Here is a 26,490-nt window from a genome sequence, read left to right as displayed (position 1 = left end):
ATTCAGCAAAGTTCAGGGTTTTGGGGGTTAGAGGCATGCTCCTCTCCCTCTGGGTGAGGGCCTCAGCAGCGCGGAGCGCTCGAACACCCCCTTGGGCCACCCAAAACAAAAACCCCTCTCTCTTTGGAAGAGGGGCTGGGGTTGAGGACGGAAATTCAAGCTCGATCAGTAAAGGGCTTCTTCTTGGTGGGTGATGATGGTGCAGTCGGAAGTAGGGTAAGCCACACAGGTCAGCACATAGCCCTGCTCGATCTGATCATCATCCAGGAAGGACTGATCGCTTTGATCCACCGTGCCGCTCACCAGCTTGCCAGCACAGGTCGAACAGGCACCGGCGCGGCAGGAATAGGGCAGCTCGATCCCTTGCTCTTCCGCCACGTCCAAAATGTATTCGTCATCCGGCACATCGATGGTGACGTTCAAGCCTTGCTCCTCGTTGATCAGAGTGACCTTGTAGGTAGCCATCCTGGTTGGGTCTCCAGAAAAAACATCCACTCCTCATCCTGCCACCCTTCTGCCCCGGATCAAGCATCCTTTTGTGAGGAAATAGGCAAATCTTCCGGTTTTTTCCAGGTGGATCCGCAGAAGCCATGCCGGGCAAAGGTTTTGGCCTCCGCAATCCCCAACTGCCTTGCTCCGAGAGGCTGCCAACCGGCCACTCCTCAAGAACCTCATCCGGCGTCTGTGATCTGCGTCACTCCCGATCTCATCCAGAAAAAACTGGCAGCACTTGCCAAAGCGAGCTGATTGACTTGTATGATAAGCAGAGTAAACGGACGAGCCGCTTATCCAAGCGCGTGTGCGTCTTTCCTCGATTGGCTCTTTCCTACGGCCTGGCTTGCCCTGGGCGAGTTGATCGGGTAAGTTAAGGGAAGTGTTCAGCCGAACCCCACTTTTTTGGTTAAGAGGAGAACAATGAACGGAACAATGCACAAGTGGCTCCTGAAGTCACTCGGGTCTCTGTCTCTGGCTTCCACAGTGGTGCTGCTGCCCCTGCTGCTCACCGGCTGCGGCGAAGAAAGCAGCACCGGCACTGTTACACCCGTGCCGCCCCCACCCCCACCACCCCCACCAGCTCCCCCGGCTCCGCCGCCACCACCTCCAACCCCTGTTCCTGCTCCCACTCCCACCACGGCTCCGCCCATCAGCCTGCTGCCGACGCAACTGGCCGCTCTCACCCCAACAGGGCAAGTCTTCTCTAACCCCACCGCTATTCCTGTCGGCTTTGGCATCAGGCGCTCTGGAGCAGCTGAGAACGTCCCGGTAGGCACCTACTCCGACTACCGAGCGGTGCTTTCCTTCCCCATTCCCGACGCCATTCCCCGCAACGCCGTCGTGCAGGAGGCGCAACTAACGCTGGTGCAGTTGCCCTCCAACGACTCGGCCACCATTCCTGGTTTTGGCGACCGGGGGCGGGGCTTCTTCTTCCTGGATCCGACACCGCACAACCTGCCGTCCAACAACGTGGTGTTCCAGGAAGTGACCTTGGGTGCGCCCAACAACGTGGTTTCCAGCGACTTCTTTGCGCCGGCTTCCAGCCCCACCTTTGTTGCCCTGAGCATCAATGGCAACGTGCTGTTCAACGATGTGTCGGCTGGGCCGCGTACAGCAGATGTGCGACCTGGGGTGCAGCGGGCGGTGTCGGCGCCAGGCCCGCGCTTCTACCAGGTGCGGCTGCAGTGTGCCCGTGAGGTGTGGAACAACCAGGCTACCGCTGTGTTCCCCACTCTCTCCATCTCCGTCTCCAGCTCGGCCGGTGGCACGGCCAGTGGCGCTCCTGCCTTCCAGGCGGTGGCTCCCATTGCGTTTGTGGTTACAGGAACCGCACCAAACGCCGGCAACACTACCTACCAAGCTGACACTACCAGGTCAGCCATTGCTACGATTACGCTGCTGGCCACCAACCCCATCACGGTGAGCTTCAGTGCGGCGGGCAGCACCTTCTCGGCCTTCTTGCCCACCAATGCCACGACGATCAACCAAAGCTTTAACCAGCTGGCTAACCTGGGTATCACCTTACCCATTACATTCACAGGCCCAGCAGCTACTACTTCCAACGCCACTGCCACCAGCACTTTCCTGACGGGCCCTGTCAACCTGACCCTGGTTATCCCCAACCAGACCTTCTCCTACACGGCCAGCTTCTCGGCCAGCTTCAGCACCAGCACCAGCGTGGCGGGGACGCCAGCTAATGCGGCTGGTTTCGAGATTAGCCAGGGGGCTACGGGCACCTGCCGCGCCGAGTTCGACAAAGAGCCGGCTACAGGCACGGGTACTGCCCCCATCACCACGGCTCGCGGGCCACGGCTGGACATTACTTTCACTGTCCCGCGCTAGTCGGCAGGCTGTTTAACCCCTCGGCGGGCCTGAAAGTTCAGGCCCGTTTTTTTCTCGCGGAACTCAGATGGGTGTAGGATTAGAGGTTATGAAATCTAGGGATCCAGGCCAAGTGACACCCGATGCGCTGATAGCTACTTTGGAAGCGGCAACCCGCCACCATCAGGCGGGGGATCTGCAGCAGGCGGAGGCGGCCTACCGGCAGGTGCTGGCTCTCCAGCCGGAGCAGCCTGATGCTCTACACTTTCTGGGCATTCTCTGCTACCAAACGGGCCGGCTGCAGGAAGCGGCAGCTCACCTGGCCAAGGCCACGCAGCTGCGGCCAGAGCAGGCAGCTTTTCACAGCAACTTGGGGGCGGTGTACCAGGCGCTGGGCAAGCTGGAAGCAGCTATCGAATGCTACAGCCAAGCGGTGGCGCTGCAGCCCGATCACCTGCAGGCCCTCTTCAACCTGGGCCTCTGCCACTTCCAGCTGGGCCAGTATGACCAAGCCGAGGAGTATTACCGGCGGGCCCTGGCCCTGCAGCCCCAAGACCCTCAGATTTTGACAGATTTGGCCCACATTGAGCGGCAAAAAGGGCGGCTGGCAACGGCCATTGAGCATCTGGAGCAGGCGCTGGCAGCCGAGCTTACCCCCGAACGGGCACAGCAGTTGGCAGAGCTCTGCCGCGAGGCCGGGCAGTTGGAGCGTTCTGTTGAGCTCTATCGCCAGCTCCTGGAGCAAGACCCACAGCGGCCAGAGCTACACAACGGCCTGGGCCTGACTCTAGCAGAGCAAGGGAAATGGGAGGAGGCCATTGCCGCTTTCCGTCAGGCGCTGGAGCTGGATGGGCAATTGGTGGAAGCTCACATCAACCTGGGCACCGCCCTGCTGGAGCAGGGACAGCCGGAGGCGGCCATCGAAGCCTATCGGGCGGCTTTGGCGCTGCAGCCGGATCGCCCGCGGGTTTACTTCAACCTGGCCACGGCTTTTCGCAAGCTGAAGCAGCCGCAGCGGGCGCTGGACTACTACCATGTGGCCATTGGCCTGCAGCCCACCTATGCCGAAGCCTACCGGGGCTTGGCGGGTTTTTTGTCGGATCGGGGGTTTCGCAAGGTGTTCCCTTGCGGCATGGCCGATAGCATGGCCCACCTCAGCCGCGCTCTGGGCGTGCGGCCCGACTTTGCCGAAGCCTACTTCGAGGCCGGCTGCCTGCTATTGGATCAACTGCGGTTTAAGGAAGCCATCCCCCTACTGGAGGCGGCCCTAGAGCACAAGCCCGATTTTGCCCTGGCCTACAACAACCTGGGCCTGGCCTATCGGCACTTGAACGAGCCGGAAAAAGAAGAGATTCAATATCGGCAGGCGCTGGTGCACGACCCAGAACTGGGAGAAGCCTACTGCAACTTGGGGCTGTTGTTGCAAAGCCAGCACCGCAACGAAGAGGCCCTGCCGGTTTTGCAGGAGGCCGCCCGCCTCAAGCCGGACTTCCTGGATGTTCACCGGGCCCTGGGATCCGTTTACAAAGAGCTGAACCGCCTAACCGAGGCGCTGGAATCTTTTCAGCGCGCCCTGGAAATCAACCCCGAGGATCCTTCCACCTATGCAGGGTTGGCGGGCACCTTCCTCCAGCAATGCCGCCACGAGGAGGCCATCAAAGCCTATCGCAAGTCGGCCAAGCTGGCTCCGGGGGTGATCGCTTTCCACGGCAACATCCTCATGGGCCTGCACTACGCGCCCGATTTCGATCCCGAAGAGACCCTGCGGGAGCACAAGAAGTGGGGGGATGCCACCCAAGCTGCGGTGGCCCATCTGCGGCGGCCCTACCACCGGGATCGGGATCTGAAGCGGCCTCTGCGCATCGGCTACATCTCCGGAGACTTTAAGCTGCACTCCGTGAGCATGTTTTTTGAGCATGTCTATAACCACCACGACCACGAGCGCTTCCAGATCTACTGCTATTCCAACGGGCCGTATTCGGACATTGTGACCGAGCGGATGAAGGAAAAGGCCGATGCCTGGCGAGACATCCACAAGATCCGCTCCGATGTGGAGGTGGCCGACCTCATCCACGAGGACAAGATCGACATTCTGGTGGATCTGGCCGGCCACACAGCCTACGACCGCTTGGGCGTGCTGGCCCTCAAACCTGCCCCCCTCCAGGCCACCTATCTGGGCTACCCCAACACCACCGGCCTGACCTTGGTGGACTACCGCATCACCGATGCCTACGCCGACCCGCCGGGCATGACGGAAAGGTACCACACAGAAAAGTTGATGCGCCTGCCTAAAAGCTTTCTCTGCTACAACCCTGTGGATATCTTTCCGCCGGTTTCCGAGCTACCGGCTCTGTCTGCCGGCTACATTACCTTTGGCTGCTGCAACAACCCCACCAAAATTACCCCCAACGTGGTGGCAGTGTGGGCGGAGATCCTCAAGAGGCTGCCCAACGCCCGCATCCTGCTCAAAAACATGCGCTACACCGACAGCAGCGTCTGCGAGATCTTCTGGGGGCACTTCGAGCGGCACGGGGTGGATCGGCAGCGGGTGCACCTGGTGGGAGATCGACGCAGCATTCCAGAGCACCTCCAGATCTACAGCGAGATTGACATTGGCCTAGATCCTTTCCCCTACAACGGCACCACCACCACCTGTGAAACCCTCTGGGGCGGTGCGCCGGTGGTTGTCCTGGCGGGGAATGCCCACGTCTGCCGCGTGGGGGTCTCCATCCTCACCAATGTGGGGCTGCCGGAGCTAGTGGCCCAAACCCCGGAAGAGTATGTGGAGATCGCCGTCAACCTGGCCAATGACCTGGAGCGGCTGCGGCATCTGCGCCACAACCTGCGAGACATGATGGAGAAATCGCCCCTGAGGGATCCGCAAAGCCATGCTCGCGCCCTGGAGCGGGCCTATTGGCAGATGTGGAAAAACCTGGTGGTCAGCGGTCAGTAGGTTCCTCGGATTCCGAAGGAGCCACCTGCTCGAAAATGTCCCACAGCTTGGCGGCCACTGTTGCCCAGCTCAGCTCCTTGGCCTGTTCCAACCCCTTGGCAATGAGGGGAGAGCGTACCGGGTAGCTCTGGATGCGCTGCAGGGCGTCAACCAGCTCTTGAAGAGAGCCTTGGCAGAGCAGGGCTGTCGAGTTCTGCAAGGGATCCTTATCTTTTTTCTCTCCAGAGGCAGTTGCCGACTCCGAGCCGGAGGCATTTGGCTGCTCATCCCGGTAATGCACCACAGGACAGCCGCAGGCCATCGCCTCAAGGGGGCTGCTGGGCCGAAAGGTGGAGTGGAAAACCAGCGCCAGAGCCGAGGAATAGGCGCAGGCAAGCTCGGGATTGTTCAGGCTGAGGTAGCGAAGGCCTTCTCGTTGGGGCAGTTGCGCTTTGACGGGATCCACCTCCAGAGGACTGGGAAAGGCAAAGACCAGCTCGGTGCGGGAGAGCTTTTGACCTTGGAGGATCTCCCAAGCTTGGCTGACAGCCTGGATGCCACGGTAATCAGCCAGCTGTTCGGGCAAGACGGCCAAGAAAAAAGGGCGAGTCAACTGAAACTTGCGGCGAAACTCGGCCATGGCATCGGGAGCAGCCGGCTTGGCCCAGCCTTCAATGGCCGGATAGACTAGCGACATCTGCTCGGGAGGGATCCCGGGGTAGTGGGTTCGGAAGCCAGCAAGCACTTCATCGGAGAAGAAGACGTAGTGGGCAGCAGCCAGGATGGCATTTTTCTTCTCGATGTATTCTGGATGAAACTGGCTGCCGGCCTCTGCTTCTAGGTCGTAGATGAAGGCGATGGAAGGGGTGGAAATGGGGGTGGTGTAGCCGGTGGAGAGAAACAGCCTGGCCTTGAGCTGGTCGCAGGCGCTCTGCAGGCCGGTGCGATCCTCATCTGCCTCTGCAAAAGCAAAGCGGGGGATCTCGGAAAAAAAAGTTCCCGGTGGCAACCAAGTTTGCCCGCGGGTGAGCACCACAAACTTCGTTGCCTTCTTGGCCTTGACCCACTCTTCAATGAGGCTCAGCCACAGGTAGGACTGATCCAAAAGTGGAGAGCGAGAAAACCCTTCCGACTGCCAGATAACCCCGTCGATGACGATCATCCCCCACCTCGTCTGAGCAATTTAAGAGACATTGAGAGCGGCAAACATTTTGGCCAGGTAGAAGTCTTTGTAACGGGTTTGGGCAATTTGGTCATGGACGCCCAGGATGAAAGCTACCAGATCGTAGGACAGGTAAACCTCATGCAAAACCACCGCCATTGCCAGCCGCTGCCGCGGGGAGAGCCGATCCAGGTGCATAAAGTTTTTGACGTAAACATAGTCGCACCACAACACTTGGGTGTAAGGGCGATAGGTTCTGGAGGAGAAAGGCTTGAGGCAGGCGCCAAAGTTGCTGGTCATGCCGTGGAGGAGAAAGCCTTCTTCCCTAAGGGCAATATCCACATCGCTAAAAAGAGGCTGGTTTTTGTAGAGGGGTATGTACTCGACTTCTGTTTGGATAACAGTAACACTCTGTAGAGTTTTTCTAGCGCCCCGGATAACATCCAGCTCGGCTCCCTGAACATCCATCTTGAGAAAGTCCACTTCGCCCAGCTCTGGAATATCATCCAGGCGGGTGGTCTGGACTTCCTCAACCCGAGTTACCCGACAAACTTCCGCCAAGTTCTCAAAATGCTGGGCCAGCTCCTGATCGGGCTCGTAAAGAGAGGAGGTGTAGCCGGCATTGGTGAAATAGAACTTGCGACGGGATCCATCCCCAATGAAGTAGGGAAAGTACTGCCGCTTCACTTTGTCGGCGCGAGGAGCCTCGGCTAGGGCTCTGGCGTTGAGCTTTTCACACTCTTCCTTCTGGGGCTCAAATCCTATCACCTGGGCATGTCCTTCCTGAACCAGCTTGTCGAAGTTATCGCCGCCCAGAAACATCGCCCCCACGTCTGCAATTCGGATAAAAGGCATGTCTTTGCCGAGGATCTCGCTAATCGGGAAAGGCATTACTCTACTCCACAGAAACGGCTAGATCAGACCAGCTTTGCTCGCCAGAGAAAAGCGATTCGGATGCACGGCAACCAAGTTTAGCGCAGTTGGCAGTTGCACAGAAGCCTGAACGGTACTGAGATCTTGGATCATCGGGTTGTAAACATAAATGAGATAGCCTAATTCGGCGAGAAGCTTCGCCGACTCCAAACCTGAAAACTGGCCGACATTTTGGTTTTCAAACAGGATCAGCGGGGTACAGGTCTCGATCAGCTTTCTCCCCCCCTTCAAAACGGGAACTTCTGCCCCTTCCGCATCGACTTTGAGCAAATCAATGTCGGGGCTGCCCTCTGAGATCCACAGCTCGTCTAAGGTAATTTGCTGCACCGGCTTGGTTTCTTCTACAACCGACATGGGATCCGTGACGATGCGGTTGAAAACGCTGGCCCCTTCGCAAACCAAATAAACTTCCCGAGGCTCTTCGCCAACTGCAGCTTCCACGACCTGTACAGAGGGATCGAGTTGGTTTTGAGCAACAGTTGCCCGCAAGCACTGCAAACACCCCGGCGTGGGCTCGATGGCATAGACTTTTCCGGCCTTGCCCACACAGCGGGCAAAGAGAAAGGTGTAAACCCCAACGTTGGCCCCCACGTCAATGGCGTTCATGCCCGGCTTGAGGATTTGCCGACACAGCTCGATTTCACTCTCAAACCAGCGGTCTTGAGCCAGGAGGACGAAGGTCACAATGCTTTTAAGATCTGGCTCTAGCCTTAGCTTGTACCCCTCATACTGAGTCCAAATTTCCATACTGGCCACCGCCTCCGAGGCTGGATCTCCGTTAGGAGGCGTTTCTAACTCTTGCTCTGCTGAATCCGACTCCGCCTTGGAGGGATCCTGCCGCGGAATGTAGCGATCTAGAGCCAGTTGCAGCACTTGCAGGGCCCTGTCCTTCTGCCCAGGGAAATGGTCGGCTATTTTCTGCAGCAAGAAAGCCCCTTCCGGCTGCGCCTGCGCTGCCGCATTCATGGCGACCACCATCTGGGCCTCTAAGTCCTCTGGGTCAATGGCTGCAGCCAGCCGCCAGTAGGGCAATGGCTCCGGTCGATAGATAACCCCGCTGTGGTGGGCCAGCCAACGGGCTAGAGTGTGGAGGTAGCGCTCGCGGGGGCCAAGGCGGGAAGCAGAAGCGGCCTTAGAAGAGCGGCGGGCCTTTTTGCTAGCAGAAGCCAGACGAGGGGGATCCCAAGCCAGCCTGGGCTGGGATCCAGTTAGGCCCAAGCTGGGATCTTCTAGGTAACGCTGGGTCAAAAGCCGGGAGAGCAGCTCTTTTCCCTCTTGGAGGGCCGTGTAGCCGCTTCCCAAGGCCAAAAGGGCATGGAGGCGATTGAACTGGGAGGGGAGATGGTTGGGATCGAGATCCAAACCCTGCCGCCAGGCCGCCAAAGCCATGGCCCAAGCCGCACGTCGCTCCCGCGAGGTTTTGGCTTGCTGGGCCTTCAAGCAGTGAGAGATTCCCAGCTCGTTACATTCATCGGCAGTGGTGGGGATCCCCATGGCTTCGCTAACTAAGCTGCTGAATTATCCTACCACCTTGCCGGAGCTGCACTGGGTCTTCTGAACAGGCAGAAGAGAAGGCGGAAAAAGTTTGGTAACCTAGGAGAGCGATGCCGCTTGTGGTTGAGGGATGTTCATGGTACGCCGTTTCCCCGTCTGGATTGCTGCTGCCGCCTTGGCAGGAGGGATCGCCTGTACGCAGGCAGCTCCTGTGCAGACTCCTGACCAAGTGGTGAGAACCTTTATTGCAGCCACCGAGAAGGGGGACTGGGGCACGGCAGACAGCTACCTGACGGAGCGCTTCAGCAACGCCCTCAGGCCGGGATCCCTGCCTTCGATTTGGGGCACGGTGGGGGAGAACGTGCAGGTGCGCAACCAAGAGGTGACCGGGAAGACGGCCTATGTCTGGGTGGAGGGCACCGACTCGCTGGAGGATGCGGCCCAGCGCCTGGGGCTGGATCCCTTGACGTTGCGCAAGTATTTGACCCAGCCGGATCTGGCGGATCCCACCTATCAGCAGTTGGCCCCCCAGTTGGTGGGGATGCGCCTGGAGGGAGACACGGTGACCTCCCGCGTCAAGATCACCCTCTACCAGCAAGATCGCGGCTGGCGGATCGAGGTGTGGCAGCCGGATAAGCCACCTGCTGCTTCGGGATCCCAGTCGGAAAAGCCAGAAGAGACGGAAGCAACGGATCCCGGTGAAAATTCTGCATCTCCAACCGAGAACCCCTAGGACTGTTACCTGCAGGGAGATTGGGGAGGGTGTGGATGTGAGAGCGTGGTTTTTCCTGGTGCTGGCTTTGCTGCCTCTGGGGGGCTGTTGGCAGGCCAAAACGGCTGAAGAAACGCTGCGGGAGTTTGTCCAGGCGGCCAATGCCCGCGATTTTGCCACCGCAGAAGCCCTGCTCACTCCGCGGCTGCTAAAAGGGATCCCTCCGGGGGCCTTGGATCAATCGTGGCCCTCAGCGGAGGAGTTTACCCTCACCCCCATTCAAGCGGTGGGCAATACGGCCATTTTCCGGGTGGAGGCAATCCTGAAGCCAGAAGCGGTGGTGCCGACTTTGCGTTTCCAGTTCACTGCCGAGGAGCTGCAACGATTTTTAACAGAGCCGGATCGGGAGGATCCCCGGTTTCGCCCTTTTCGCTCTCAGTTGGGCTTCTACGAGCCTTTGCCGGAGGGTCGGCTGCGCGCAGTTATGGAGGTTACCCTCTATCGCCAGGCTCAAGGGTGGCGGGTGGAGTTGGCTCGGCTGCAGCCTTTAAATACAGAGGTTCTCTACGAGCCAATCAAGTTAGCGGAAGAAGCACAGCCTTTCCAACTAACTGGGACGGTGCGACTTCTCAACCGCAAGGAGGGCTGGATTGGGGTCAACTTGGAAAAAGTCAGCCCCAGCTTGGATCGCTACGCGGGCACGTGGGTCTCGGTGGTTCCCGCTGAGGAGGTGCAAGTGACTCGCCTTGGCCGCTCTGCCAGCTGGCTGGATCTGCTCCCGGGAGATGTGGTGGAAATGGAAGGCACCGTTCGGTTCGCCGTCAACGTCGATGCGGAAGGATCGATCCCGGCAGCCATTCGGGCCGAGCAAATCAGGGTGCTGCAGACCCTCACCCCCAGCCCCTCTCCCAGCCCAAGCGCTCCGCGTCGCTAAACGCAAACACCCCCGGCCCCTCTCCCAGGGGGAGTCAGCCCTCACCCCCGGCCCCTCTCCCAGGGGGAGAGGGGGGTAGGTTCTTGAACTCAACGCAGCGGCGAGTGCAACAGCACCACCAGCCGCTCTTCCAGAAACTTCAGGTTGGCCACCACCTGGTTAAAGGCTTCTTCTGGGGTCCAATCCATGAGATCTAGCGCCTTGGCCGCCAGGGCCTGTACAGGAACAGGCTCTTCTCCAAAAACATCGATCAACCAGCGCACCGAGAAGGGATCGATGGTGATGTTGCCCTCGGAGCCGGGCCAGCCGTTGATGTTGACCGGGCCATTGTCGCGGATGGCATTCTCAAAGGCAGCCTTGGCGTTGAGCCTCAGCAGCAGAGGATGCGCCTGTACCAAGCCATTTCTCCATTCCTCGCTGCTGAAGGGTTGAGGAGAAGTGGCCCCGGTGGGGTGGCCACACCAGAAGTCGATCAGGCGGGTCAGGTTAGGAAAGATTAACTCGATGAAGTGCAGCAGCTCCTCCTGGCTGAGCTTTTTGATTTGGCGCAGAGCGTAGGGAACGGGCTTGGTGAGGACCCGCTCCAGCTTCCACTGCTGCCAATTGACCATGCTGATGAACTCCAGCCCGGCTTGGCGGAGCATCTCAAAGACCTGAGGTACGGTAAAGCCTTTGTCGCTGCGCAGCAGGAAGTTGGCCAGGATCCCATTGGTGGTTTTGATGGCATCCCCCTGCCAGTGGCTTTTGACGAAGCTGCCCTCGTGAAGGGCATCCATCAGCTCCCTGAGGATGGGAACGGCTTTGGCAGCCGGCTCATCCATCACCCCCAGCAGCTCCATGGCATCCTGCATGTTGAAAATAAACTGGCGCTGGTAAAGGCTGTGGACATTGGTGCGGATGATGCCGTCCGGTTTGAGGACTTGGCGCATGCCTTTCAGCCCTGCCACCGGATCGTCCAGTAGGTAGAGCACGTCGTTGCAGGCGATGAAATCGAATTGCTCCCCCAAGGCCCTCAGGTCGGTGATGTCCATCACCTCGAAGCGCACGTCTGGAATCTGGTGAAACTCAAAGCGCTGCCGGGCCATTTTCAGGGATTCTGCCGAGATGTCTACCCCGACGAAGGTGGCACCCGGATTGGCCGTGGCCAGCACAAGGGTTTCCCAGCCGGAGCCACAGCCGGCGTTGAGCATTACTTTGCCCTCCGGTTTCACCACCTTGCGGTTGCGGCGATAGTAAGCGGTGGTGAGGCTGTTGGCAAACAGCGCGAAGTTATCCGTAACCGTCTGCTCAATCGGGACATTCGGGTAGGGAAATTCGTCAAACTGCGCCTGAACCAAGCGGGACGTCGATTGCTCCGGCATAGGGATCCCTGCCTTTCTAAGCTTATTAGGATTCTAAAGCGACCCCAGCGCTTATCCCAGCCGCTGCTCGGTTTCGGGATCGAACAGGTGGAAGCGATCCATATCGAAGATCACTTCCGCCCACTGGTTGACGCGCAGCTGGGTACGGGGATCCACGCGGGCAATAAACTCCTGCTCGGCCAGGATCCCTTCTCGGTCGCTGGTGCTGAGATAGAGGATTACTTCATGGCCCACCAGCTCCGTTACCGAGACCTTAGCCCGCACCGGGGCAGGTTGGATCCCTGGGGGCTGGTACTGGGGATCGTGGATGTTTTCCGGGCGGATGCCGAAGATGACCGACTTGCCGACGTGTTGCCAATAGGGCTCTGCCTGGTGGGGCGGGATGGCCACGCGGAAGGCGCCGGTATCGATCCAGAGGGTGCCCTCCTGCTCCCGCAGCTTGGCCTGGAAGAAATTCATGGCGGGGCTGCCGATGAACCCGGCCACAAACAGGTTGGCCGGGCGGGTGTAGAGGGTGTGGGGGGTATCCACCTGCTGCAGGCGGCCATCCTTCATGACGGCGATGCGGTTGCCCATGGTCATGGCCTCCACCTGGTCGTGGGTAACGTAGATAAAGGTGGTGCCCAGTTGCATGTGCAACTTGCTAATCTCGGCCCGCGCCTGTACCCGCAGCTTGGCATCCAAGTTGGAGAGGGGCTCATCCATCAAAAACACCGCCGGATTGCGCACGATGGCCCGCCCGACGGCAACCCGCTGCCGTTGCCCACCCGAAAGTTCCTTGGGCTTGCGGTTGAGCAGGTGTTCGATCCCAAGGCGCTTGGCCACCCCTCTGACCCGGCTTTCGATCTCCGCCCGTGGCAGGCCGCGCAGCTTGAGGCCAAAGGCCATGTTCTCGGCCACGGTCATGTGGGGGTAGAGGGCATAGGATTGGAAGACCATGGCGATATCCCGATCCTTGGGGGGGACATCGTTCACCCGTCGATCGCCAATGTAGATGGAGCCGGCGCTCACTTCTTCCAAGCCGGCCAGCATGCGCAGGGAGGTGGTTTTGCCGCAGCCGGAGGGGCCGACAAAGACGAGAAATTCCCCGTCTTCGACGGTGATGTTCAGGTCATGGACGGCGGTGGTGTCTCTGTAGCGCTTGGTAACGTGTTCGTAGGTAACGCTGGCCATGCTCTCAACCTTGGCTCCGTTGCGCACTCAAACCCTATCCAAAGCGGCGGGCAAAAGTCAAATCGAGTTGAGTTGAGTTCGGTAGGGAGAGCTGGGGATCGGCAGAGCAAACCCGGTTTATTCCTGGTTGAAATGAGCACAAGCTGAAAAACCAAAACGCAAGAAAGATTAAAAAAAGGTAGGCTCATCGCCTACCTCTAGGAGATCCTTTTTCCCATTGGGAAACTGCCCAACCTCTCGGCCTATCAGGAGACAACGCTCACTTTGACCACTTGGGCTTTTTCAGAGTCTGCCTTGGGCAAGGTGAGGGTGAGGATCCCATCTTTGTATTCGGCTTTCACCTGATCGTGTTTGATCCGGTTCGGCAGTGGGATCACCCGTTGGAAGCGCCCATAACGGAATTCAGTCCGGGTTACCCCTTTGTCTTCAGAGCGCTTCTCAAATCGCCGTTCCCCAGTGATGGAGACCGCTTCGGCTGTCGCTTGGATATCCAAGTCGTTGGGGTTCAAGCCGGGCAGCTCCAGCTTCAGGGTAATGGTTTCGGGATCATCGTGCATCTCCACTGCCGGCATGAAGGCAAAGCCATCGGCCTCGGTGGTGCGAGGGATCAGCCGGTCGAACATCCGGTTCATTTCCCGTTGAATTTCGTCAATTTCACGAAATGGATCCCAGCGGACAAGAGCCATAGAGCATCCTCCTCCTCTGTTTTGCTTTTTTTGACTTCCACTTCGAGTTTGGAGCTTAGCTTTCGGGGCTCAACTTTAGAGGTATAAGCAAAACCTCTATGCTTCTAGTGTAGTCAAATCTATTCCGAGAAGTGTAGGGTTTTCTGGAATGTTTCTTAGGTGTTTACCCTACAGGTTTATCCATCCAAAACCCTCTGGGACTCCGTATGTTTGGGGCGGCGATGGAGTTTTGTGGGTAACCACATACTGAGGCCGGTGGCCACCATCACCAGCAGCCCCAGTCCGTTTAAGAACGGGTAAACCGCTTGCAGATCGAGGGGGCCCCACTGCCCTTTGTGGATTTGGATCAGCCAGTAGTAGTCGAAGTTTTCGTTAAGGCGGGCAATTTGATACAGGGATCCCGTCAGCACCGTTACCACCAAAGGCAAGGCCAGGATGGGGGCAAGGGTGCGGTGGATGCGGCGGATCCTCTTTGGATTCAGGGCCATTGAGCTTTCTCCAGGGCAATGGGGCGATCCCTGCCATGCTATCAGGGCAGCTAGCCCCTATTCTCGCTCAAGAACGGCTCCTGGACAGCTCCTCCACGTGCTGCCGCGGGATGACCCGTCCTTCGTCCTCAAAGCCAGGGATCTCGTGGAAGTTGAGGTAGCGGTACAGCTCGCCGGCAAAGGGCTGGATCTTGGTGGAGACGATCTCTTGGTATTCCTCAGGGGTGGGGATCCGGCCCAAAAGGGCGCAGGCGGCGGCCAGCTCGGCGGATCCCAGATAAACCCGCGCGTCTTTGCCCATGCGGTTGTTGAAGTTGCGGGTGGAGGTGGACATGACGGTGGCCCCGTCTTCCACGCGGGCTTGGTTGCCCATACACAAGCTGCATCCCGGCATTTCCGTTCTGGCCCCGGCGGCAGCAAAGATGCCGTATACGCCTTCCGAGCGCAGTTGTGCCTCATCCATGCGGGTGGGCGGACAGATCCAGAATTGGCGCACCTTGGCCCGCCCTTGGCCTTCCAGGATTTTGGCGGCGGCGCGGTAGTGGCCGATGTTGGTCATGCAGGAGCCGATGAAAACTTCGTCAATCTTGATCGGCGTATCGGGGTTGCCGGCGGCGTGTTGGGCATGGACTTCGCTCAGGGTCATCACCTTGTCGGGATCGTTGGGGGCACAGACAATTGGCTCGGTGATGGTGCTGAGGTCGATTTCGATGACTTCGGCGTATTCGGCGTCGGGATCCGCTTCCATCAGGCTGGGGTTGGCCAGCCAGGCTTCCATTTTGGCGATGCGCCGCAGCAAGGTTCTCGCATCCTGATAGCCGCGGGCGATCATGTTCTTCAGCAGCACCACGTTGGAGCGCAGATATTCTGAGACCGTCTCGAGGCTCAGCTGGATGGTACAGCCGGCACAGTTGCGCTCTGCCGAGGCATCGGTAAACTCAAAAGCTTGCTCCACCTTCAGATGCGGCAGGCCCTCGATCTCCATGATGCGCCCGGCAAAGACGTTTTTCTTGCCTTTTTTCTCAACGGTGAGCAGCCCCCTCTGAATGGCCACGTAGGGGATGGCATGGACAATGTCCCGCAGGGTGATCCCCGGCTGCAGTTCCCCCTTAAAGCGCACCAGCACCGATTCCGGCATGTCCAAGGGCATCACCCCCATGGCGGCGGCAAAGGCCACCAGACCGGATCCCGCCGGGAAGGAGATCCCCAAGGGGAAGCGGGTGTGGGAGTCGCCCCCGGTGCCGACGGTATCCGGCAGGAGCATGCGGTTGAGCCAGGAGTGGATAATGCCATCGCCGGGACGCAGGACAACGCCCCCGCGGGAAGCGAAAAAGTCGGGCAGCTCTTTGTGGATCTGGATGTCCACCGGCTTGGGATAGGCGGCGGTGTGGCAGAAGCTCTGCAGCACTAGGTCGGCGTTGAAGCCCAGACAGGCCAGCTCCTTCAGCTCATCGCGGGTCATGGGGCCGGTGGTGTCCTGGGATCCCACGGTGGTGATCAGGGGCTCGCAGCTTGTGCCCGGGCGCACGCCCGGCAGCCCACAGGCTTTGCCCACGATTTTTTGCGCCAGGGTATAGCCTTTGCCGGTGTCTGCCGGTGGAGTGGGGCGGATAAACAAGGTCGAGGGAGGCAAACCCAAGGCTTGGCGGGCTTTGTCGGTGAGGGCACGGCCAATCAACAGGGGAATGCGTCCCCCCGCCCGTACTTCGTCGGGGAGGGTCACGGGCCGAAGGGAAAAGGTGGAGAGAACTTGGCCGCTCTCCGAGCGGATGACGCCCTCGTAGGGGTAGATCGTCACCACCATGCCGGTTTCCAGGCGGGAGACATCGCACTGGATGGGCAAGGCCCCGGCATCTTCGGCGGTGTTGAAGAAGATGGGCGCGATGGTGCCCCCCAGGATGACCCCGCCGGCCCGCTTGTTGGGCACATGGGGAATGTCGTGGCCGATGTGCCAGAGGAGTGAGTTGAGGGCGGATTTGCGGGAGGAGCCGGTGCCCACCACATCCCCCACAAAGGCAACAGGATGGCCGCGGCGCTTCAGCTCGGCAATGGTAACCAGGGATCCCGGAGCGCGGGACTCCAGCATGGCTTGGGCGTGGAGGGGGATATCCGGGCGGGTGGTGGCGTGGGCGGCGGGGGAAAGGTCGTCGGTGTTGATCTCGCCGGCAACTTTGAACACCGTCACGGTGATGGCTGCGGCCAGGGGGTCTTTGGCGGTAAACCATTCGCCATTGGCCCAAGACCGGAGCACCTGCTGGGCATAGGCATTGCCGGATTGGCTCAGCTCCAGCACATCGTGAAAGGCATCGAAAACCAGCAGCGTGTGGCTGAGGGCACGGGCTGCTGCCGCTGCGATCTCATGCCGCGCATCCTGCAACAGCTCCAGCAAAACCTGGACGTTGTAGCCCCCCAGCATGGTGCCCAAGAGCTCCACCGCCCGCAGGGGAGTGATCAACGGGGATTCAACCTCCTCCTTGGCCACAGCGGCCAAAAAGCCCGCTTTCACATAGGCGGCTTCATCGACCCCCGGCGGGACGCGCTCTGTTAAGAGGTGCAACAAAAAGGCTTCTTCGCCGGCAGGCGGGGCCTTCAGGAGCTCGCACACCTGGCTGGTCTGGGCAGCGTTTAAGGGCAGCGGCGGGATCCCTTGGGCCTCGCGGGCAGCGGCGTGTTGGCGGTATTCGGCCAGCATGGGGGTTTAGGCACTCGACGTGGGTATTTATTCTACCGCTAGCTCGGCAGAGGAAAGGTCCTCGAGAAGGGATCCCATTCGCTGGCGGTAACTCAGTTTGGCCTAGGATAGCTCCGCCAACAGCTCTTTTTGGTAAAGGCCAATACAAGCTTGGATCAAGTCGTCCAGCTCCCCATCCAAGATGGGCTGCAGAGGGAAATTCTGGTTAAGGCGGTGGTCGGTAACGCGGTTGTCCTTGTAGTTGTAGGTGCGAATTTTTTCCGAGCGGGATCCCGTTCCCACCTGCATGCGCCGAGCAGAGCTAATGGAGGCCTGTTGCTCCTGCAGCTTCATCTCGTAGAGTTTGGCCCGCAAAATCTGCATGGCCCGCTGGCGGTTCTGCAGTTGGGAACGCTCCTCGGTACAAAACACCCGGATCCCGGTGGGCTTGTGGAGAAGATCCACCGCCGTCTCCACCTTGTTCACGTTTTGGCCGCCTGCCCCCCCGGAACGTGCCGTTTTGATTTCGATGTCTTTCGGGTCGATGACCACCTCCACCTCGTCCACCTCTGGCATCACCGCCACCGTGGCCGTCGAGGTGTGGACACGGCCTTGCGCTTCGGTGACGGGCACCCGCTGCACCCGATGCACGCCAGCTTCAAACTTGAGCTTGCTGTACACCTGATCGCCGCGAATTTCCAGGATGGCTTCTTTGTAGCCCCCCAGCTCTCCTTCCGAGAGGCTCGCCAGACGCACCGACCAGCCCAGCTTTTCGGCGTAGCGGGTGTACATGCGGGCCAGATCCGCCGCCCACAGCGCCGCCTCCTCCCCACCGGTGCCAGCGCGAATCTCCAACATAATGTTCTTGTCGTCGTTGGGATCCCGGGGCAGCAGCAGCAGGGTGAGCTTTTCCTCCAGTTGTTCTTGGCGGGCCCGCAGTTGCTCAAGTTCCGCTCTTGCCATCGCCTCCAGCTCCGGGTCGGAGGCCGATTCCCGCAAAAGTTCTTCCGTCTGTTGCAGATCGCGATTCAGCTTTTGCCAGTCGTGAAAAGCCTGGACGGTGGCCTCCAAGGAGGAGCGGGCCTTGGCAATCCGCTGCAGCTCAGCGGGATCCGTGGCCACGTCGGGATCTGCCAAACGCACCGTCAGCTCCTGAAAGGTGGCTTCGACGTTTTTAAGCTGATCGATCAGTTGAGCAGAAGCCATGGATCCAGTAGTAGTGGGGAAAAGCGCTCTGCACCACCTGTCCCGCCTCTGGCGGGGTTGAGGCCACGTTCACATTAGCGTTGCATAGCAACAGCGAAACAGTGCCCATCGCTTTGGAGGGGGAAGGCTTGTCTACAAGTCCGGGAAGATCCAGCAAACTCGGTTACTTGGCCTTTTTGCCACCGCTCATGCCGTATTTGCGCATGAACTTCTCCACCCGGCCTTCGCTGTCGATGATCTTCTGGCTGCCGGTGAAAAAGGGATGGTTGCCCGACCAAACATCCACCTTGAGCTCCGGCTTGGTGGATCCCACCGTCATCACCACTTCGCCGTTGCAGATGACTTTGGCTTCTGGATACCACTGCGGGTGCAATCCTTTCTTGGGCATGGCCCTTTCCTCCTCTGTGCGTGTTCCTATACCCTTGTCTAGCAACACCTTCCTCTGCAAAGCAATGGCAGGGATCGCTAGCGTTTCGAGTACTGGGGAGCCTTGCGGGCCTTGCGCAGGCCGTATTTCTTCCGCTCCACGGCGCGCGGATCCCGTTTCAGATAACCCTCTACTTTCAAAGGGCCGCGATTGGCCGGATCCACCTCGCAGAGGGCGCGCGCCACCCCCAGCTTGATCGCATCCGCCTGGCCGTGAACGCCGCCGCCATGGGCTCGCACCAAGATGTCGTAGGAGTTTTCCAGTCCCAGGATCTCCAGCGGCCCCTTCACACCGGCCAGCAGGGCTTCTTGGTACTGCAGATACTGGTCTCCCGGCCTGTCGTTGATGATGATTTTGCCGGTGCCGGGCACCAGACGCACGCGGGCAACGGCGGTTTTGCGGCGTCCCGTTCCCCAATAAACGGCTCGTTGGCTGCTCGCTTGAGTCATGCTTTGGCTCCTGGGATCGTGTTGAGCGGATAAACTTGGGGCTGCTGGGCCTCATGAGGGTGGCTCGGCCCGACATAAACTTTTAGCTTGGTGAATTGCCGCCGGCCCAAACGGGTGTGGGGCAACATTCCCTTGACCGCTTTTTCCACCACCCGCTCCGGCAGGCGCGCCTGCAGTTGGGCAAAGGTTTCTACTTTCATGCCGCCGGGACGGCCAGAGTGGCGGCGGTAGAGCTTTTGGGTGCGCTTTTTGCCGGTAACTACCACTTTTTCAGCATTGATCACAACCACGTAGTCCCCCGTATCCAGGTGAGGGGTGAAGTCGGGTTTGTGCTTACCCCGCAAGAGGGTGGCCACAGCGGCGGCCAAGCGGCCCAGGCGCTGATTGGCAGCATCCACCAGATACCAGCGGGGCGCCAGAGTCTCGGGGTTGGGAAGGGGAGTTTTGTTCATGGCAGGCAAGGAAACATATCAGGACAAGCTTGGAGATCGCCCAGATCAACCGCAGGAATGGGCCAACGCAGCCGGCGACCGGAGGGCGGAGGGAGGCTCTGTGGGCAAGGCCCAAAAGGGCGGCGAGTGGGCGAACTGTTGACCGAAGGGATCCGCAGCATAGCCCACATCCGTCAGGCACAGCCCTTGCGGAGGAGCGCTGTAGCGGGTGCGCATCTGGCTCCAGTCGTTGTGTTGCCACAGGTGGACAAACTGTGCCGGGCTGAGCTGGCCCCGGCCCACCACCTCTAGGGATCCCACCAAGAGCCGCATCATCCGGTAGAGGAAGCCGCTGGCCTGCACCTCGATGCTGATCAAGTCCCCCAGCCGCTGGCAGAGCACCTCCTGCACCTGTACCCGCGAGTGGGGCCGATCCGATCCCCGCCGCCGGAAGGCTTCCAAGCTGTGCTCCCCCAGCAGGGAATTCAGGGCTTCCGCCATCGGCTCCACCTGCAGAGGCCAACGCACTTGCCAGCTAAAGAGGCGCCAGAACACATCCGGTCCCTCCCGGTTCAGGATCAGGTAGCGGTAGCGGCGCCAGCGAGCCGAAAAGCGGGCGTGCCAGGAGTCAGGCACTTGAGCAGAAGCCAGCACTACCACATCTTCCGGCAGACAGTCGTTCAGCACCCTCGACCACTCCGCCGCAGGGATGCCGGAGGTGGTGTCGAAGTGGGCCACCTGGCCTGCAGCATGAACCCCCGTATCGGTGCGACCGGCCCCATAGAGGGTTACCGGATGCCCCGCCCGCGACGCAATCGCCTCCTCCAGCACCCCTTGCACGGTACGGCGGGCTGCCTGGCGCTGCCAGCCATAGAACCTGCTGCCGAGGTACTGAATTCTCAGGGCAATGCGACGGTACGGCATGGATCCCTTTCCGCTACACCAGCTCGATGACCGCCATTTCTGCTCCATCCCCCCGCCGATGCACGGTGCGCAAGATGCGGGTATAGCCACCGGGCCGATCCCGGTAGCGCTCAGGAGCCTGCTCAAACAGGGAGCGCACCAGCTCCTTGTCGTAGATGTAGGCCAGCGCCTGTCGCCGCGCCGCCAGGGATCCCTCTTTGGCCAGGGTGATCATCTTCTCGGTGGTGGCCCGAATGGCTTTGGCGCGGGCTTTGGTGGTGGTGATCCGCCCTTCCCGCAGCAGAGCCGTGGTCAGCGCCCGCATCAGGGCCTTGCGCTGGTCGGCGGGCTTATTGAGGTGGGGGGTACGACGGCGGTGGCGCATGGTAACCTCTGTCTTGTGTCCTACACTCTTCGGGGATCCTTGCGTTTTGACGCGGTTGTGCTAGCGGTGCAGATGCTTGAGACGGAACCTAAACTCTAGGCCTTGCCTTTTTCGCGGGTGCGGGGCAGTGTCAGACCAAAGCGGGCTTTCAAAGCCTGCACCACCTCTTCGGCAGACTTCTGGCCAAAGTTTTTGATCTCCAGCAGATCTTCCTCGGTATAGAGCAGCAGATCGGCCACCGTGTTGATCTGAGCTCGCTTCAGACAGTTGTAGGCCCGTACCGAGAGCTGCAGCTCCTCGATGGGGATCTGGTTTTTCTGGTTGTCCTCGTCTGGCTTGGGCGGCACAGGAGCATCGAAGCTGACCTCCTGCAGCGGTGCGAACAAGCCCACCAAAATGCGGGCCGCTTGGCTGAGGGCCTCTTGCGGGGTGAGGCTGCCGTTGGTCCAGATTTCTAATACTAGCCGATCTTTTTCCAGGAATTGGCCCACCCGAGCTGCTTCCACAGCGTAGTTCACCTTGCGCACCGGCATGAAGACAGAGTCGATCTGCAGAAAATCAATCGCCATCGCTTTGCTGTCGGAGTAATCGACGGCGCGGTAGCCATGTCCCCGGCCAATCATGAACTCCATTTCCAAAATCGCCCCTTCCGCCAGGGTGGCAATGTGGTGACGGGGGTTGATCACCTCCACATCGCTGGGCAATTGCAGCTTCTCAGCAGTAACTTCCCCTGGCCCCTGAGCCACCAAGCGGCCCACCTGAGTCTCGGGGGAACTGGAGCGCAGCACCAGCTCCTTCATGTTTAGAAGGATCTCCATCACGTCTTCCCGCACCCCCGGCACCGTGGAAAACTCGTGGGTCACCCCGGCAATGCGTACAGCAGTCACCGCCGTCCCCTCCAGATTGGAGAGCAACACCCGCCGCAAAGCGTTGCCCACCGTGATCCCTTGGCCGCGCTCCAGCGGCCCCAAAGCAAATTTGCCGTAGTGAACGCCGTTATCATCCCGATGAGATTCAACACACTCGGTCTGGTAGGCAACAGCACTTGCGCTCGCTCTGCTGCCCAGAGAGTGGGAGAGGGTTCGGCTGGTTTGAATCGTCATGGTGGCCCCGTCCGTCTGGCTCGATATCCGTTTGGAGAACTGATGAAACTTCGAGGTCATCTCACGCTTGGGCAGACCTTCGCTGGGGCATGGCGTAGCTCTGGAGAAAACCCCCTACAGACGCTCGACCGGCCCTCAACGCGGGATCCTTTAGACACGCCGCCGCTTGGGGGGACGGCAACCGTTGTGGGGAATGGGGGTGATATCTCGAATAAGGGTAATTTCCAAGCCCGTTGCCTGTAGAGCGCGAATGGCGGTTTCCCGACCGGCTCCCGGCCCGCTGACCATCACTTCGATCTGGCGCATGCCGTTCTCCATGGCTTGACGCGCCGCACTTTCTGCTGCCATTTGGGCGGCGAAGGGAGTGCCCTTTTTGGCCCCTTTGAAGCCCGTAGAACCTGCCGAGGCCCAAGACACCACATCGCCGTTGGGATCCGTGATGGTGACGATGGTGTTGTTGAAGGTGGACTGAATGTAGGCCACCCCATTGGGGATGTTCTTTTTGACTTTACGTCCGCGCCGTTGCTGCCGAGCCATGATCCAGGTGTCCTTGCAATCGACTGTTTGGGGTTGGGATTCGGGAGGGTGGAAGAGTTTTGCCTTCCGCGCAAAGCCGAGCGACTACTTCTTGGCGGGAGCTTTCTTCTTGCCGGCCACCGTTTTCCTGACCCCCTTGCGGGTGCGGGCATTGGTGCGGGTGCGCTGGCCACGCACGGGCAGACCCAGGCGGTGGCGACGACCTCGATAGGTGCCGATGTCGATCAGCCGCTTGATGTTCATCGCCTCCTGGCGGCGCAGATCCCCTTCCACCTGGTATTCGCCCTCCACCACCGTCCGTAGGGCGGCCACCTCAGCGTCGGTGAGGTCGCGGGTACGAGTATCCGGATTGATACCGGTCTTCGCCAAAATCTGGCGGGAGCGGGTTAGCCCAATGCCGTAAATGTAGGTGAGGGCAATCTCCACTCGCTTTTCTCGGGGGATGTCAACTCCCGCAATCCGTGCCATAGTCAGGGGTACCTTATCGAAATCAAATCAAACCAAGTTGCCTGCCTGAGATGGGATTTTTATTCAGGGGGATGTGGCCGTGGAGATGCCGGTCTTGGGATCCATGCTCACCGAGAGGTCTAGCCAACGTTTTGCTCGGTTGTGTCGGAAGCCTTTGCCTCTGTCTCCCATTGCAGGCTGAACCCACCCACCATCGACCCTCTAGCCCTGCCGCTGCTTGTGCTTGGGGTTGGAAGAACAAATGACCATCACCCGACCGTGGCGGCGGATGACTCGGCATTTCTCGCAGATCCGACGGACGGAAGGCCGCACCTTCATGGTTGATCCTGACAAAACCAGCGAATATCCATTCTATGTTCGTCTGGGCAACCTGTCAAAATGTGTTTGGGTTTGCTGACAGCGAGCGGACAGTCGGGTTGGCTATGCTGGTTGGGCAAGGATCTCCTGAGTCAAAGTAGGCGCGACTGTGGGGTGGAGAAGGCCATGCGGTGGCAATGGCTGGTTGTGCTGAGCAGCGTGCTGGGGCTGGGATCCCCTGTGTTGGGGCAAGGGATCCCTTTGCCGGCAGCAGGCTCCTCCTCTGCGGTGGAGAACTTTTCGACGGACGGGAACGGCCTGAGGACAGAGGGGGATTGGCTTTTGCCGTTGCGCAGCTCTGCCGATCGCATCGATGGGGTACCGGATCGGGGCTGGGTTGCGGTTGGGCTGTTGGAGGAGCAGGCCGTGACCCTGCTGGATGGGGCCAGCGGGGATCCCCTGTGGCAGGTGGCGGTGGGGTTTGCTCCCAGTGTGGTGCGGGTGGATGAGGCACGGCAGGTGGTCTATGCCTCTGGCCCCAATGCCCCTGGGCTGGTGGCCCTCGATCTGCTGACGGGGGAGCTGATTCAGGCTTATGGGTTGCCGGCAGGGGTTTTGGATATTGCCGTGGATGCGGCCACAGGGCGGGTTTTTGCCTCCCTGCCCTCTGCCCAGAGTTTGGCGGTGATGGCTGCTCCCCTTCGCAGCAGCGGTGCGGAGCACAAACGCCAAAGCGACCCCTCAGAGCAGCCGCAAGCCCGCAATTTGCCGATGCCCGGCCCCCCTTTGGCGCTGGCCTATGATGCGGAGCGGGGATCCCTGTTTGTGGGCCTAGCCGGGGAGGATCCCCTCAGTTTGCTGGTGGTCAACCCAGACAATGGGGAGTTGTTGGCCCGTTGGCGCGGCGGCAATACTCCGGAAGCGATGGCTTTGGATGCCGAACGGCAACGCTTGGTGGTGCTCAACTCGGGCAGCCAAGACCTGACGGTGCTGGATCTGAGCCGCAGCGGCGAGGCCCTGCAGCGGGTTGGCCTGGATTGGCGACCGACGCGGCTGGCCCTTTCCCCTGATGGACGTTGGGCTTACGTGACCTCCCGCGATAGCGACCGCCTGCAGCTGGTGGATTTACAGACGGGGCGATTGGTGGCCTCGCTGCGGCTGCAGGGACAGCCGACGGGTCTGGTGATGCTGGGGGAGCGGGATCTGTGGGTGGTGGCAGCAGGGATCCCAGCTTTGCGCCGTTTGCAGGATATTCAGGCTCAAGTTGGCGACGGCGGGACAGAGGTCCTGAACGGGGGAGTCCCCTCTCCAGGCAACCGCGGTGTGGTGACCGGGCGGGTGCTGGATATTGCCGGCCAACCTGTTCAGACGGGGGTTTTGCACCTGGCCGCCACGCCAACCCAACCCAGGCAAACCGTCCGCATTGCTGCCGACGGCACTTATGTGCTGCCGGAACTGCCGGCTGGCCTGTATTTGGTAGATGTGGAGGTGCCGGGTTTTCCGCTGACCAGCACCCAGGTGGAAGTCCGGGCCGGCTTTGTCTCCACTCAGGATATTCGCCTGCCGCCAGGGGAACCGACCCGCCAGCCGGAGGGCATTGGCCTTTTGCCCGATGAACCCGTTTACTCGGATGAGCTGGCCCGCCACCTCAGCATGGCCCTGAAGGAGTTGCAGCCCCAGCGACCGGTGATCCTCTTGAAGGGGCCTTTGGGGCCGGATCCTCGGTTTGAGCCGCTTCTGCCCCTCACCCAGGGCCTGACTTTGTTGGATCGGGATGAGCGCTACACCTCCGATTTGGCCAAGCTGAAGGTGATCGGGGATGCCCTGGGATTGCGCTATATCCTCTTGACCCAGATGCAGATCTCGCGGGACTACAACCGCCAGGGCAACTCTCTGCTGAATACAGCCTTACGCTTTGTGGCCCCGACGGTGCCGGTGGAAATTCCCAACTTCACCCCCAACCAGCTGCGCAGCCGCGGGGTGGTGGTGGTGGTGGACTTGCAGAGGGATCGGCCTGGGGATCGGGCTCGCTACTACGAAGCCTATGGGCGGGATGATGTGGGCGGGGATCCGATGTTTGAAGATGCGGCGGCGGGCCTGTTTCGGCTGCAGGTGCGCAACATGGTGCCGGTGTTTGTCCAACAATGGCAAGCCAACAACCCCTTTTCGGGGTGAGGATCCCTGCAGCAGGATCTTGCCCTGTTCGCGTCAGGGGTGCGGAGCAGAATAGAACCGACTGCTACTACCGGATGCAACCTTCGCCATGCCTTTTTTCTTCTTTCATCCTCTCCGGCACAGGATTAGCTATCGCTACGCAACGCTCTCGCGAACAGGCAGTCTGGCCCTCTGCGGCTGGCTGGCACTGGCTTCAGGAGCGCTGGCTCAGGCTCCGGCCACCCCCATTCCGCGGTTGACGCCGTTGTTTCCCTCCCAAAACAGAGGGCAGCCCCAGGGAACAGCACGGCTGGTGGGGCAGGTGAGCAACAGCGTGGGACAACCTGTGGCGGGGGCACAGGTGCAGTTGGAGGGCATGGAGAACCCCAATCAGCCGATTCAAACCGATGAGCGGGGCGCTTTTGAGCTAGACCAAGCCCCAGCCGGGCGTTGGCTGTTGACGGTGTGGCACCCCGACTATGAAAAGGCAGAGCAGGAGATCCTCCTGCAAGCGGGCCTGACCACCCCTGTGGATGTGGTTTTGCAGGTGCCCATTCGGCCTCAACCCCGTCGTCGCCTTGGCATTTTGGGGGTGGGAGGGTTGGAGCACACCCAACTGTTGGGCCAGCGCCTGGCCATAGAGGCGGTGCGTCTGGGCTTGATCCCCAACGGCGAGAAGGTGGTGCCTCTGGACAACCGTCGCATTCAGCCCATTTTGCAGAAGGTGGGCTGGCCCATCTACGAACTGTTTGAGTGGGATCGCCGCAAGCCGGAGGCGGTGGGCCAATTTTTCGATTACCTGGGCCTGGAAGCCATCGTCATCGCCCGCGTCGATGTCCTCACTCGACCAGCTTCGCCAACGGAGCTGAGCCTGCGTTCCCGCAGCCGCCTGGAACTGTGGCGGTTTGATGAGCAAGGCAACCTTGTGGTAGATATCCTGGCCGAGGCCAGTCGCGATCAGGTGGAGCGGAGCAACCTCAATGCTGCCGAGCTGGCCCAGCTTTATCAAATCCAAGTCACCCAGATGGCTGCTGAGGTGGGATCCCGCTGGAAGGAGCATCACCCGCTGGCCCAGTACCTAGAACTGGCTCAGGGAGAAGTCCCACCCCCACGCTCTCGCCTGGATACGGCTGTGGAGCTGCGCATCCCCTCTGCCACACCGACTCCCTAGGTCTTAAGCAGAACAGCTCCGGGATCTCTTCTGTTGTCGTGAAAGGGATTGTCCTGTAAACTACCCGACTCCGACCGCTAAAGCGGTACGGAGCGGG

General features: G+C 60.2%; 25 protein-coding genes. 6 read left to right on the top strand and 19 right to left on the bottom strand.

Annotation, left to right across the window (positions count from 1 at the left end; genetic code table 11):
* Positions 1 to 165 precede the first annotated feature (165 nt).
* Positions 166 to 465 carry a ferredoxin gene (locus NW843_RS00885; protein ID WP_011433206.1) on the bottom strand — a complete coding sequence of 100 codons (300 nt, stop codon included), beginning with the start codon at positions 463 to 465 and terminating at the stop codon, positions 166 to 168.
* 450 nt (positions 466 to 915) lie between these two features.
* On the opposite strand from NW843_RS00885, the gene NW843_RS00880 reads away from it, so the two are divergent.
* A complete protein-coding gene (locus tag NW843_RS00880; protein ID WP_414521837.1) occupies positions 916 to 2,337 on the top strand; it encodes a hypothetical protein in 1,422 nt (473 codons plus the stop codon).
* A gap of 88 nt (positions 2,338 to 2,425) precedes the next feature.
* A complete protein-coding gene (locus tag NW843_RS00875; protein WP_414521836.1) occupies positions 2,426 to 5,269 on the top strand; it encodes a tetratricopeptide repeat protein in 2,844 nt (947 codons plus the stop codon).
* On the opposite strand, the gene NW843_RS00870 is transcribed toward NW843_RS00875, so the two are convergent.
* Genes NW843_RS00870 through NW843_RS00860 form a run of 3 tightly spaced genes read right to left on the bottom strand, consistent with a single transcriptional unit; the run spans position 5,256 to position 8,837 of the window.
* A complete protein-coding gene (locus tag NW843_RS00870; RefSeq protein WP_414521835.1) occupies positions 5,256 to 6,410 on the bottom strand; it encodes a hypothetical protein in 1,155 nt (384 codons plus the stop codon). The two genes, NW843_RS00875 and NW843_RS00870, sit on opposite strands and share 14 nt — an antisense overlap.
* Before the next feature lie 21 nt (positions 6,411 to 6,431).
* Positions 6,432 to 7,301: an FkbM family methyltransferase gene (locus NW843_RS00865; protein ID WP_414521834.1), complete on the bottom strand. Its 870-nt coding sequence runs from the start codon at positions 7,299 to 7,301 to the stop codon at positions 6,432 to 6,434.
* A 21-nt stretch (positions 7,302 to 7,322) separates the two neighbouring features.
* Positions 7,323 to 8,837 (bottom strand): FkbM family methyltransferase, encoded by a 1,515-nt coding sequence (locus tag NW843_RS00860; RefSeq protein WP_414521833.1) that lies wholly within the window; start codon positions 8,835 to 8,837, stop codon positions 7,323 to 7,325.
* 136 nt (positions 8,838 to 8,973) lie between these two features.
* Here NW843_RS00860 and NW843_RS00855 point away from each other — a divergent pair, with 136 nt between their 5' ends.
* Positions 8,974 to 9,570, top strand: coding sequence for a hypothetical protein (locus NW843_RS00855; protein ID WP_414521832.1), 597 nt, complete (start codon positions 8,974 to 8,976; stop codon positions 9,568 to 9,570).
* Between the two features lie 31 nt (positions 9,571 to 9,601).
* Positions 9,602 to 10,483: a hypothetical protein gene (locus tag NW843_RS00850; protein ID WP_414521831.1), complete on the top strand. Its 882-nt coding sequence runs from the start codon at positions 9,602 to 9,604 to the stop codon at positions 10,481 to 10,483.
* Between the two features lie 89 nt (positions 10,484 to 10,572).
* On the opposite strand, the gene NW843_RS00845 is transcribed toward NW843_RS00850, so the two are convergent.
* The 15 genes from NW843_RS00845 to rpmJ form a co-directional block, all read right to left on the bottom strand.
* Positions 10,573 to 11,844 (bottom strand): class I SAM-dependent methyltransferase, encoded by a 1,272-nt coding sequence (locus NW843_RS00845; RefSeq protein ID WP_414521830.1) that lies wholly within the window; start codon positions 11,842 to 11,844, stop codon positions 10,573 to 10,575.
* Between the two features lie 51 nt (positions 11,845 to 11,895).
* Complete coding sequence (locus NW843_RS00840) at positions 11,896 to 13,017, bottom strand: ABC transporter ATP-binding protein (protein WP_414521829.1); 1,122 nt, start codon at positions 13,015 to 13,017, stop codon at positions 11,896 to 11,898.
* A gap of 245 nt (positions 13,018 to 13,262) precedes the next feature.
* Positions 13,263 to 13,703 (bottom strand): Hsp20/alpha crystallin family protein, encoded by a 441-nt coding sequence (locus NW843_RS00835; protein WP_011433199.1) that lies wholly within the window; start codon positions 13,701 to 13,703, stop codon positions 13,263 to 13,265.
* 176 nt (positions 13,704 to 13,879) lie between these two features.
* A complete protein-coding gene (locus tag NW843_RS00830; RefSeq protein ID WP_414383494.1) occupies positions 13,880 to 14,191 on the bottom strand; it encodes a PepSY domain-containing protein in 312 nt (103 codons plus the stop codon).
* A 67-nt stretch (positions 14,192 to 14,258) separates the two neighbouring features.
* Entirely contained in the window at positions 14,259 to 16,883 is a 2,625-nt protein-coding gene (gene acnB / locus NW843_RS00825; protein ID WP_414521828.1) for a bifunctional aconitate hydratase 2/2-methylisocitrate dehydratase, read from the bottom strand.
* Between the two features lie 102 nt (positions 16,884 to 16,985).
* The gene (gene prfA, locus NW843_RS00820; RefSeq protein ID WP_414521827.1) at positions 16,986 to 18,068 is read right to left on the bottom strand and encodes a peptide chain release factor 1; all 1,083 of its coding nucleotides are present in this window, start codon (positions 18,066 to 18,068) and stop codon (positions 16,986 to 16,988) included.
* A 163-nt stretch (positions 18,069 to 18,231) separates the two neighbouring features.
* A complete protein-coding gene (gene rpmE, locus NW843_RS00815) occupies positions 18,232 to 18,456 on the bottom strand; it encodes a 50S ribosomal protein L31 (protein WP_011433195.1) in 225 nt (74 codons plus the stop codon).
* Positions 18,457 to 18,533: 77 nt separating this feature from the next.
* On the bottom strand, positions 18,534 to 18,944 hold the full coding sequence (rpsI, locus tag NW843_RS00810) for a 30S ribosomal protein S9 (protein ID WP_414388121.1): 411 nt from the start codon (positions 18,942 to 18,944) through the stop codon (positions 18,534 to 18,536).
* Positions 18,941 to 19,396: a 50S ribosomal protein L13 gene (rplM, locus tag NW843_RS00805; protein ID WP_414521826.1), complete on the bottom strand. Its 456-nt coding sequence runs from the start codon at positions 19,394 to 19,396 to the stop codon at positions 18,941 to 18,943. Before rplM ends, rpsI begins: the two co-directional genes overlap by 4 nt.
* 45 nt (positions 19,397 to 19,441) lie before the next feature.
* Positions 19,442 to 20,299 carry a tRNA pseudouridine(38-40) synthase TruA gene (gene truA, locus NW843_RS00800; RefSeq protein WP_414521825.1) on the bottom strand — a complete coding sequence of 286 codons (858 nt, stop codon included), beginning with the start codon at positions 20,297 to 20,299 and terminating at the stop codon, positions 19,442 to 19,444.
* Between the two features lie 13 nt (positions 20,300 to 20,312).
* Positions 20,313 to 20,663, bottom strand: a complete 351-nt coding sequence (gene rplQ, locus NW843_RS00795; protein ID WP_011433191.1) for a 50S ribosomal protein L17 — start codon at positions 20,661 to 20,663, stop codon at positions 20,313 to 20,315.
* Positions 20,664 to 20,758: 95 nt separating this feature from the next.
* Positions 20,759 to 21,766, bottom strand: a complete 1,008-nt coding sequence (locus tag NW843_RS00790; RefSeq protein WP_414331185.1) for a DNA-directed RNA polymerase subunit alpha — start codon at positions 21,764 to 21,766, stop codon at positions 20,759 to 20,761.
* Between the two features lie 150 nt (positions 21,767 to 21,916).
* Positions 21,917 to 22,303: a 30S ribosomal protein S11 gene (gene rpsK, locus NW843_RS00785; RefSeq protein ID WP_011433189.1), complete on the bottom strand. Its 387-nt coding sequence runs from the start codon at positions 22,301 to 22,303 to the stop codon at positions 21,917 to 21,919.
* Between the two features lie 84 nt (positions 22,304 to 22,387).
* Positions 22,388 to 22,771 carry a 30S ribosomal protein S13 gene (rpsM, locus tag NW843_RS00780; RefSeq protein ID WP_011433188.1) on the bottom strand — a complete coding sequence of 128 codons (384 nt, stop codon included), beginning with the start codon at positions 22,769 to 22,771 and terminating at the stop codon, positions 22,388 to 22,390.
* Positions 22,772 to 22,972: 201 nt separating this feature from the next.
* A complete protein-coding gene (gene rpmJ, locus NW843_RS00775; protein ID WP_011433187.1) occupies positions 22,973 to 23,089 on the bottom strand; it encodes a 50S ribosomal protein L36 in 117 nt (38 codons plus the stop codon).
* Positions 23,090 to 23,254: 165 nt separating this feature from the next.
* Here rpmJ and NW843_RS00770 point away from each other — a divergent pair, with 165 nt between their 5' ends.
* Positions 23,255 to 25,243, top strand: coding sequence for a carboxypeptidase regulatory-like domain-containing protein (locus NW843_RS00770; RefSeq protein WP_414521824.1), 1,989 nt, complete (start codon positions 23,255 to 23,257; stop codon positions 25,241 to 25,243).
* A gap of 88 nt (positions 25,244 to 25,331) precedes the next feature.
* On the top strand, positions 25,332 to 26,393 hold the full coding sequence (locus NW843_RS00765) for a carboxypeptidase-like regulatory domain-containing protein (protein ID WP_414521823.1): 1,062 nt from the start codon (positions 25,332 to 25,334) through the stop codon (positions 26,391 to 26,393).
* Positions 26,394 to 26,490: the final 97 nt, after the last annotated feature.

The organism is Synechococcus sp. R5-12 (assembly GCF_047502655.1).
Classification (GTDB): Bacteria; Cyanobacteriota; Cyanobacteriia; order Thermostichales; family Thermostichaceae; genus Thermostichus.
Note: the sequence above shows the minus strand (reverse complement) of the source record. Positions and strands in the feature narration are given on the sequence as shown.

What these genes read in the sequence shown, in the direction of transcription:
- NW843_RS00885 (WP_011433206.1), bottom strand. Translation starts at nt 465, where the DNA reads ATGGCTACCTACAAGGTCACTCTGATCAACGAGGAGCAAGGCTTGAAC.
- NW843_RS00880 (WP_414521837.1), top strand. Translation starts at nt 916, where the DNA reads ATGAACGGAACAATGCACAAGTGGCTCCTGAAGTCACTCGGGTCTCTG.
- NW843_RS00875 (WP_414521836.1), top strand. Translation starts at nt 2,426, where the DNA reads ATGAAATCTAGGGATCCAGGCCAAGTGACACCCGATGCGCTGATAGCT.
- NW843_RS00870 (WP_414521835.1), bottom strand. Translation starts at nt 6,410, where the DNA reads ATGATCGTCATCGACGGGGTTATCTGGCAGTCGGAAGGGTTTTCTCGC.
- NW843_RS00865 (WP_414521834.1), bottom strand. Translation starts at nt 7,301, where the DNA reads ATGCCTTTCCCGATTAGCGAGATCCTCGGCAAAGACATGCCTTTTATC.
- NW843_RS00860 (WP_414521833.1), bottom strand. Translation starts at nt 8,837, where the DNA reads ATGGGGATCCCCACCACTGCCGATGAATGTAACGAGCTGGGAATCTCT.
- NW843_RS00855 (WP_414521832.1), top strand. Translation starts at nt 8,974, where the DNA reads ATGGTACGCCGTTTCCCCGTCTGGATTGCTGCTGCCGCCTTGGCAGGA.
- NW843_RS00845 (WP_414521830.1), bottom strand. Translation starts at nt 11,844, where the DNA reads ATGCCGGAGCAATCGACGTCCCGCTTGGTTCAGGCGCAGTTTGACGAA.
- NW843_RS00840 (WP_414521829.1), bottom strand. Translation starts at nt 13,017, where the DNA reads ATGGCCAGCGTTACCTACGAACACGTTACCAAGCGCTACAGAGACACC.
- NW843_RS00835 (WP_011433199.1), bottom strand. Translation starts at nt 13,703, where the DNA reads ATGGCTCTTGTCCGCTGGGATCCATTTCGTGAAATTGACGAAATTCAA.
- NW843_RS00830 (WP_414383494.1), bottom strand. Translation starts at nt 14,191, where the DNA reads ATGGCCCTGAATCCAAAGAGGATCCGCCGCATCCACCGCACCCTTGCC.
- acnB (WP_414521828.1), bottom strand. Translation starts at nt 16,883, where the DNA reads ATGCTGGCCGAATACCGCCAACACGCCGCTGCCCGCGAGGCCCAAGGG.
- prfA (WP_414521827.1), bottom strand. Translation starts at nt 18,068, where the DNA reads ATGGCTTCTGCTCAACTGATCGATCAGCTTAAAAACGTCGAAGCCACC.
- rpmE (WP_011433195.1), bottom strand. Translation starts at nt 18,456, where the DNA reads ATGCCCAAGAAAGGATTGCACCCGCAGTGGTATCCAGAAGCCAAAGTC.
- rpsI (WP_414388121.1), bottom strand. Translation starts at nt 18,944, where the DNA reads ATGACTCAAGCGAGCAGCCAACGAGCCGTTTATTGGGGAACGGGACGC.
- rplM (WP_414521826.1), bottom strand. Translation starts at nt 19,396, where the DNA reads ATGAACAAAACTCCCCTTCCCAACCCCGAGACTCTGGCGCCCCGCTGG.
- truA (WP_414521825.1), bottom strand. Translation starts at nt 20,299, where the DNA reads ATGCCGTACCGTCGCATTGCCCTGAGAATTCAGTACCTCGGCAGCAGG.
- rplQ (WP_011433191.1), bottom strand. Translation starts at nt 20,663, where the DNA reads ATGCGCCACCGCCGTCGTACCCCCCACCTCAATAAGCCCGCCGACCAG.
- NW843_RS00790 (WP_414331185.1), bottom strand. Translation starts at nt 21,766, where the DNA reads ATGACGATTCAAACCAGCCGAACCCTCTCCCACTCTCTGGGCAGCAGA.
- rpsK (WP_011433189.1), bottom strand. Translation starts at nt 22,303, where the DNA reads ATGGCTCGGCAGCAACGGCGCGGACGTAAAGTCAAAAAGAACATCCCC.
- rpsM (WP_011433188.1), bottom strand. Translation starts at nt 22,771, where the DNA reads ATGGCACGGATTGCGGGAGTTGACATCCCCCGAGAAAAGCGAGTGGAG.
- rpmJ (WP_011433187.1), bottom strand. Translation starts at nt 23,089, where the DNA reads ATGAAGGTGCGGCCTTCCGTCCGTCGGATCTGCGAGAAATGCCGAGTC.
- NW843_RS00770 (WP_414521824.1), top strand. Translation starts at nt 23,255, where the DNA reads ATGCGGTGGCAATGGCTGGTTGTGCTGAGCAGCGTGCTGGGGCTGGGA.
- NW843_RS00765 (WP_414521823.1), top strand. Translation starts at nt 25,332, where the DNA reads ATGCCTTTTTTCTTCTTTCATCCTCTCCGGCACAGGATTAGCTATCGC.